Genomic DNA, 868 nt, shown 5'->3' on the forward strand with positions numbered 1-868 from the left:
AACATTATGTTCCCTAAGATAAATATAAGCAGGTTGTTATGTGATAAAACGCGGGTGAGATATTTTGTCATATTATTTCTAATGGCTTTTCTGCTAATGTCATCACTCAGTTTCGCCGAAAATCGCCCCGGTTTTGTTTGTGGTAAATTTAATGGTCATGTAATGGAAGTGCCGGATAGCTATATTATTTACTGGGCGGAATATGAAGGGGCCAGTGCCTGGGATCCGGACTTTATTAATAATAAAAAAGGTTGTGATGCCAATTTTGTGGTGCTGCCAATGATCGCCAGTTGGCCGGATATGCAGCCGGGGGATCAGGAGCTGTGGTATAAACAGGGGCTGGAGTATGAAGGGCTAAGAATGCGTGTTGAGCCGTATAGACGATCTGATACTGATGTTGCTTTTATGCGCGATGCCTATCTTAGACTTAGAAAATACGAGAATAAAACTTTTGATCCGGTTGTTTATATTAATGAATTAGAGCTTTTTTTTGTTAAAGCCACCACAAAATTATTCCGGGCAGAACCACAGGATAGGAATAGCCCTTATTGGTTTGATGAGGATGTTAATGGTTATTACTGGGCGGAAGTTAACGGGAGGATACCCGTGATATTTGATTGTGTCTGGCTCCCGTTGGAGAAAAGGTATTACAGGTGTGAGGCCCTTTTTGTGATACCAGAAATAGGCTCACTGGTTGAAGTGACTTTTACAGTAGAAAAATTACCGCAATGGAGAGCCATTGTGAGTAATACCCAACAATTTCTTTTATCGCATATTAAACGTTAAGGAAGAACATTATGTTCCCTAAGATAAATATAAGCAGGTTGTTATGTGATAAAACGCGGGTGAGATATTTTGTCATATTATT

The 868-nt window shown here is 39.7% G+C and carries 1 protein-coding gene; it reads left to right on the plus strand.

All coding sequences use genetic code 11. The features are described 5' to 3' along the window. Positions 1-786: hypothetical protein (locus V1952_RS22120; RefSeq protein ID WP_420075584.1), on the plus strand; the 786-nt coding region annotated here is incomplete at its 5' end. Positions 787-868: the final 82 nt, after the last annotated feature.

Origin of the sequence: Yersinia sp. 2542 StPb PI, from assembly GCF_048593855.1 — a bacterium.
Lineage (GTDB): Bacteria > Pseudomonadota > Gammaproteobacteria > Enterobacterales > Enterobacteriaceae > Yersinia > Yersinia enterocolitica_E.